The organism is Alkalimonas sp., assembly GCF_020831925.1.
Taxonomy (GTDB): domain Bacteria; phylum Pseudomonadota; class Gammaproteobacteria; order Enterobacterales; family Alteromonadaceae; genus Alkalimonas.
Genome location: NZ_JAFIFQ010000088.1, coordinates 1 through 6005, shown reverse-complemented (window position 1 = coordinate 6005; position 6005 = coordinate 1). Strand labels below are relative to the sequence as shown.

Sequence of the window (6005 nt, the reverse complement as noted above, 5' to 3'; positions counted from 1 at the left end):
AGGAATCCACCGCCGTCAGCGTACGGTAAGTATCTTCCGAGAAGTCTTCGTGGCCGGGCGTATCCAGCAGGTTGACCAGGCAGTGGTTGTAAGGAAATTGCATCACCGAGGTGGTCACCGAGATGCCCCGCTCTTTTTCCATTTCCATCCAGTCGGACGTGGCAAACTGACCGGATTTTTTGCCTTTGACGGTACCGGCTTTTTGGATCAACTCGCCAAATAGCAGCACCTTCTCGGTGATGGTGGTTTTACCGGCATCCGGGTGGCTGATAATTGCAAAGGTGCGCCGGCTGTTGATTTCCTGCTGTAACTGTTGGTTGCTCATTCAATACTCGTTGCGACAATAGCAAAAAACGCAACGGATCGCTGGATCCGCTGCAAAACGTAAAAAATTTGCCGCATTTTACCGCGAATGATGGATCGGGGGAAACCTTATTGTCGGCTTTCACTTAGCCAAACTGGGTCAGATAACGCACAACCTGCTGTTCCAGCCAACTGGCGACCCGGCCCATGGCGTAACCCTGCTCGCAAATTAACTGATAGGATTGCCAGTTCAGCGCACCGGGATGCTTCAGTACCCGCAACTGCTCGTTTTTAAGCTGCTCCATTATCACCGGCTGAGGCAGGCGCGACCAGCCGGCTCCACTGATCACCGCATCCCGAATGAGTTCAAATTGGGTCAGCGCCAGGTAGTTAGACGCACCTGATAATTGCGGTACCAGCAAATCATCCTGCAAGTAGGCAGTGGTGACCTGGGTATACTGCTGCAAGTCGTCATCATGGACTAATGGCAAACGACAGAGCGCATGCTCCGGGCCGGTGACCATCATCACCCTCAGACCACCAAGCGGCCGAAACTGCAAGCTTTCGTGCGGTTCATTTTGCTGGGCTAGGCCAAAAGCCAGGTCAACCGATTGCCAGTCCACCAGCTCAGGCAGCTCCTGTGGCGGTGCCAGATACACCGAAATACCGGTCAGCGGGAACTGCTGCTTTAAGGCGGTCATGGTTTCCCGCCAGAAGCGCTCCGGTAGCGCATCGTCCCGGGCAATGCGAAGTGTTGATTCAATGCCGCTGCGCTGCTGCTGACAACGCTGCTCGATTTGGCGGGCTGATTGCAGCAATCGGATGCAATCCGGTTTGATGGCCCAGGCAATCGGCGTGGCGGCCAGCTCATTGCCGGAGCGCTCAAATAAGGTCACCGCCAGCTCATCTTCAAAGCTGCTGAGCACACTGCTGATGGTGGTGCGGCTGCGGCCTAGCTGGCGAGCCGCTGCGGCCACCGAGCCCTCTTCCAGCACCACTAAAAATACTTCCGCCTGAATAACTTTCATCACCACCTCAAGCATCAGCGACGAAAAAGTCGTCGGCTGGTGATTATCCACCTTTATTAATCCTCACTTAGAATACCGCCAACAAAGTGATTCAGCAAGAATGGCTAGTTATCAAGCAAAACGAGCTGACGAATACTTTGTCACTTTTTTGCCATAAATCGAGGTTGTTATGTTGTCGCTGAACATCCGTTCGGAGTCATCAATTCTTAAGTTCTCTGCTGCCGGTGCCGGTTTTTTCGCCCTGGTCGGCATAGGTTGGGGGCTTTGGGCCCATTCCATGGCCATCGTGTTTGATGGTAGTTATTCACTGGTTAGTTTAGGCCTGTCGCTGTTGTCTTTAATGGCGCTGAGGGTATCCACCTCACCGGCCGATAACCGTTTTAACTTTGGCCGCTTGCCGGCCGAGCCTTTGGCCATTGCCGTCAAAGGGCTGGTGATACTGTTGGTCTGCCTGGTGTCTTTTGGCGCCGCTGTGCTGGCGATTGTCCATGGCGGTCGCGAAGTGGCTGCCGGTAAAGCTATTTTCTTTGCACTGCTCAGTGTGCTGCTGTGTTTCTTTATTTGGTGGCGGCTACGTAAAGCCAATACCAGCCTGCAATCGGGGCTGGTTGAGGCCGAACAACATCAGTGGTGGATGGATGGTGTCCTTAGCTTGGCGGTGTTGCTGGGGTTCGTACTCACCTGGTCGCTGCAATTCACTGCCATGGCGCATTGGGCACTGTATGCCGACCCGGTGTTGGTGATTCTGGTATCCGGTTACTTTATCCAGGTGCCGCTAAAGATGCTGAAAAATGCCGTGAATGAGCTCTTGATGGTCAGCCCTTCGGCAGAGCTGCGCAAACAGGTATACCGTGAGCTGGAAAGCTTAGGTATCTCCCACCGCCAGTGCAAGATGGCCAAAAGCGGCAGTTACCTGCTGCTGGAAGTACGGATTGGCATTGAGCGGGTTGAGCAAATGCAAGGGGTGCAGCAGCAACTGGAGCGCAAACTGGCGGAGCTGCCACTGGAACCTGTGATTTGGCTGGATTTTTATTGCCTCAATCACAGCAAGCAACAACAACTCGCCTGACAAACTGCTTTTTCCTCTTAAAACAACACAAGTGCTGGTCTGCTGTCCACACTTGTGTTTCACTTTGTGTGCAACCAAGTATACAATGCGCAGGTTTTGCTTGTAGCTAACGGGGAAGAGCCATGCCTGATATCGTCGTGATGTTTTTTCTGCTAGGCCTGCTAGCAGGCATTTTGCGTTCTGATCTAACCATTCCCAAAGCTGCTTACGATACGCTCAGCTTGCTGTTGATGCTCACCATCGGCCTAAAAGGTGGTATGGCGCTGCATGGTAATCTTAGCTGGCAGCTGGTTCCTGAGCTTGGCAGTGTTATTCTGATTGGCGCCCTCTTTCCTTTAGTCCTTTATCCGGTATTACGCAGCCTGGTGCGTTTATCCTCGGCCGACAGTGCCAGTCTGGCAGCGCACTATGGCTCGGCCAGTGCCGGTACCTTTGCGGTAGCGCTGGCTTATGCCGAGAGCATGCAGCTGACCATAGGCGCCGAAGTGACCCTTTATCTGGTGATGTTGGAGCTACCAGCCATTATGGTAGCCTTGGCGATTTACCGCTGGCGGCAAAGCGATGGGCCAAAAACCAGCCAAAGCGCGCTCTGGCATGAGACCCTGACCAACCGTGGTGTGGTCTTGCTGGCGGGTGGCGTGTTGATTGGCTATATGTACGGACCACAGCAAGGCTCTGCAGTGACCGAGCTCTTTACCAATGCTTTTAAAGGCGTATTGGCCCTGTTCTTACTAGAAATGGGATTGACTGCAGCTGAGACACTAAACCGCATTTCGCTGCGCTACTGGCGGGTCATCTGTTTCGCGCTGATCACCCCTGTGGTGCTGGCTGTCTGTGGTGTCTTTACCGGCATCTGGCTGGGACTGCCTGACGGCTCCATCCTCATTTTAGCCAGTCTGACCGCCAGTGCTTCTTACATCGCAGCACCAGTGGCCATTCGAACAGCCATTCCACAAGCAGATATTGGCTTATCTTTATTGGCTGCGCTCGGTATTACCTTCCCGCTCAATGTGCTGGTAGGTATTCCGCTGTACCTGCAATTTATTCAGTGGCTGCACTAATTTTTTTCCGCTGCAGTACTGACATTGCTGGCGCTGCGCTGATTATTCTGGCGCTACACTGACTATTCTGGCGCTACGCTGAGCTGGAACCTCATCACCAGAGCATCGTCAGCCCCGGCGCTGCTCTGGTAGTAATTTTTACGCCGACCACTTAGCTCAAAGCCTGCGGATTGATAAAGCGCTATGGCCGCGGTATTGCCAGCACGCACTTCAAGCCACACCTGCTGGCAATGTCGTTGTTTTGCCTGCTGCAACATGTGCTGTAATAAGATGCGGCCATACCCTTTACCCTGCTCATCCGGAGCTACCACAATATTAAACAAGCTGGCTTCATCCAGTACCTGCTGCGCCAGATAATAACCACAAAGCTTGTCTTTATCCCACAGCACAAAATTAAAGTAGTCCGCGGCAAGACAGCTTTCAAACAGCGCCAGGCTCCAGGGTACAAAAGCAGCCTGTTGTTCAATGGACACGATGTCTGGCAATTGCGCAGCCGTCAAAGGCTTAATCGTTTGCATCAAGGTAATGGCTGACACAATGCCATAGCTGGCGTTTTAAAACCGGTGATGTGAGGGTAGAGAGTTCCGGGCTAATCAGCTGCTGCCCGCTAAGCGTACATTCGGTTGAACCAGGCTGTATTGACCAGCGCAGAGCTCCAAGTTGCAGCGCCTGCGGGGTGGCAGCAGGCTCGTGTTGCAACAGAGCGGCCAGGTCCTGCACCAGTGGATGATTTACCTGCGGACACACGAATATCTGCTCGGCAGAGTCATCAGCAGCCGAGGCATCTGGGGTCATGTCTGTCTGAGGTTGAAAACAGGCTTTAAGCTGTAACGGTTGGATGGATAAGAGTTGCAACAGCTGGCGCTGAGATGAATTAAGCACGTGATTCACCTTTGTCTGTGGCACTGTTTGTGCTCAGACCAAAGTGGCAGGGGCAGAGGGATTCGAACCCCCAACCGTCGGTTTTGGAGACCGCTGTTCTACCAATTGGAACTATGCCCCTACATTTGGTCGCGCCATTATACAAAAGCCGACTAAAAGGTAAAGCAGAATTCATTCGATGCTCCTTTGACTGCATAGAAAACATACACGCTTTGCCAAAAAGAAGAAAGCCCGGCGTGCAACACCGGGCTTATCAGGGTTAGCAAGCGTCTTAATCGGACGACTTCGTTTGACGATAACGTTCAAACCAGTGGATCACATAAGCCGGCTTCGCCATCAGGTTACTGGGCCGGGCATGCAGTGCATGCGATGCGCCCGGAATGCGCACCATGGCGGTATCAATACCACGCAGTTGCAGCGCCTGATAGTACTGCTCAGTTTCAGAGATCGGAGTACGGTAATCAGCATCACCGGTAAAGAGCATAGTCGGGGTAGTGACATTACCGACATAACTAATTGGCGAGTGCTTCAGATAATGCTCTGGCATCTCCCAGGGCAGCCCTGGGAACCAGTACTGGGTAAAGTAGTTGTACATATCGGCGTTCAGTACAAAGCTGTACCAGTTGATCACCGGATTAATCGCAGCCGCAGCGGCAAAGCGATCGGTATGGCCAATTGCCCAGGTCGTCAGTACACCACCACCACTGCCACCGGTGATAAAGAGCTCCTGCTCATTAATAAAGCCTCGCGCAAGCACAGCATCGACGCCATCCATCAGATCATTGTAATCGTGGCTTGGATAATTGTGATGGATCAGGTTGGCAAAGTCTTCACCATAACTGGTACTACCCCTTGGGTTGGTATAGAGCACCACATACCCTTGAGCTGCCATCAACTGCAACTCCATGGCAAACACCGGGCCATAGGCAGTGTGCGGGCCACCATGGATTTCCAGAATCAGCGGGTATTGTTTGCTGGCATCAAAGCCTGGCGGGTACATGACCCAGCCATGGATTTTTTTGCCATCCACCGAGGACTCATACCAGAACTCTTCAACCTGTCCAATGGTCCGCTTAAACAGCAGATCACGGTTCAGGTTGGTCAAGGTGCGATTGGTACGACGATGCTGCATCGCCAACTCGGACGGACGTTCGGTACTGGCCTGGGTGTACGCAATCAGCCCATTGTCTGCCACGCTGAACTGACCACCGCTGTATGGCCGACTGAAGCTGGTACCGCCCAAGTCTGCAACCAATACACTCCGATTACCGCGCAGCGGCTGCTCGGCGACTTTACCAATCCCCAGGTCATCGAACTGAATATAAAGCCCGCGGCTATTGCTCTGCCATTGAAAGGCATTGATATGACGATCCAAATCTTCGGTCAGGTTGCGAACATTGCTACCATCCAGGTTCATTACATACAGCCGATTGGCCTGATGAGCCAGCTTTCTGTCTTCAAAACCGAGGAAAGCCAATTGACGGCCATCTGGCGATAACATCGGTTGACTGGCAGGCCCTGCCGGATCATAAATTTGCTCAATGCTGCGATCAGCCAGAGTTAAGCGATAAATGGCAGAGTTGACCGGCGTGCGGTAAGCCGCTTCACGGCGGTTTGCTGCAAAGTACACCGCTTTGCCATCGGCTTGCCAACTCAGGTCAC

General features: G+C 52.9%; 7 protein-coding genes and 1 tRNA gene. 2 read left to right on the top strand and 6 right to left on the bottom strand.

Annotation, left to right across the window (positions count from 1 at the left end):
* A partial coding sequence (locus JJU14_RS15855) for a GTP-binding protein (RefSeq protein WP_228614693.1) occupies positions 1–325 on the bottom strand: 325 nt, incomplete at its 3' end.
* 124 nt (positions 326–449) lie between these two features.
* Complete coding sequence (locus JJU14_RS15850) at positions 450–1382, bottom strand: LysR substrate-binding domain-containing protein (RefSeq protein ID WP_228614692.1); 933 nt, start codon at positions 1380–1382, stop codon at positions 450–452.
* A gap of 118 nt (positions 1383–1500) precedes the next feature.
* On the opposite strand from JJU14_RS15850, the gene JJU14_RS15845 reads away from it, so the two are divergent.
* Positions 1501–2400, top strand: a complete 900-nt coding sequence (locus JJU14_RS15845; protein WP_228614691.1) for a cation diffusion facilitator family transporter — start codon at positions 1501–1503, stop codon at positions 2398–2400.
* Between the two features lie 122 nt (positions 2401–2522).
* Complete coding sequence (locus tag JJU14_RS15840; RefSeq protein ID WP_091345497.1) at positions 2523–3461, top strand: sodium-dependent bicarbonate transport family permease; 939 nt, start codon at positions 2523–2525, stop codon at positions 3459–3461.
* Positions 3462–3523: 62 nt separating this feature from the next.
* Here JJU14_RS15840 and rimI read toward each other — a convergent pair whose 3' ends face one another.
* From rimI to JJU14_RS15820, 4 genes are all read right to left on the bottom strand, one after another.
* Complete coding sequence (gene rimI / locus JJU14_RS15835; RefSeq protein WP_228614690.1) at positions 3524–3979, bottom strand: ribosomal protein S18-alanine N-acetyltransferase; 456 nt, start codon at positions 3977–3979, stop codon at positions 3524–3526.
* On the bottom strand, positions 3966–4343 hold the full coding sequence (locus JJU14_RS15830; RefSeq protein WP_228614689.1) for a hypothetical protein: 378 nt from the start codon (positions 4341–4343) through the stop codon (positions 3966–3968). The genes rimI and JJU14_RS15830 overlap by 14 nt, the downstream gene beginning before the upstream one ends.
* 44 nt (positions 4344–4387) lie before the next feature.
* A tRNA-Trp gene (locus tag JJU14_RS15825) sits at positions 4388–4464 on the bottom strand.
* A gap of 150 nt (positions 4465–4614) precedes the next feature.
* A partial coding sequence (locus tag JJU14_RS15820) for a S9 family peptidase (protein WP_228614688.1) occupies positions 4615–6005 on the bottom strand: 1391 nt, incomplete at its 5' end.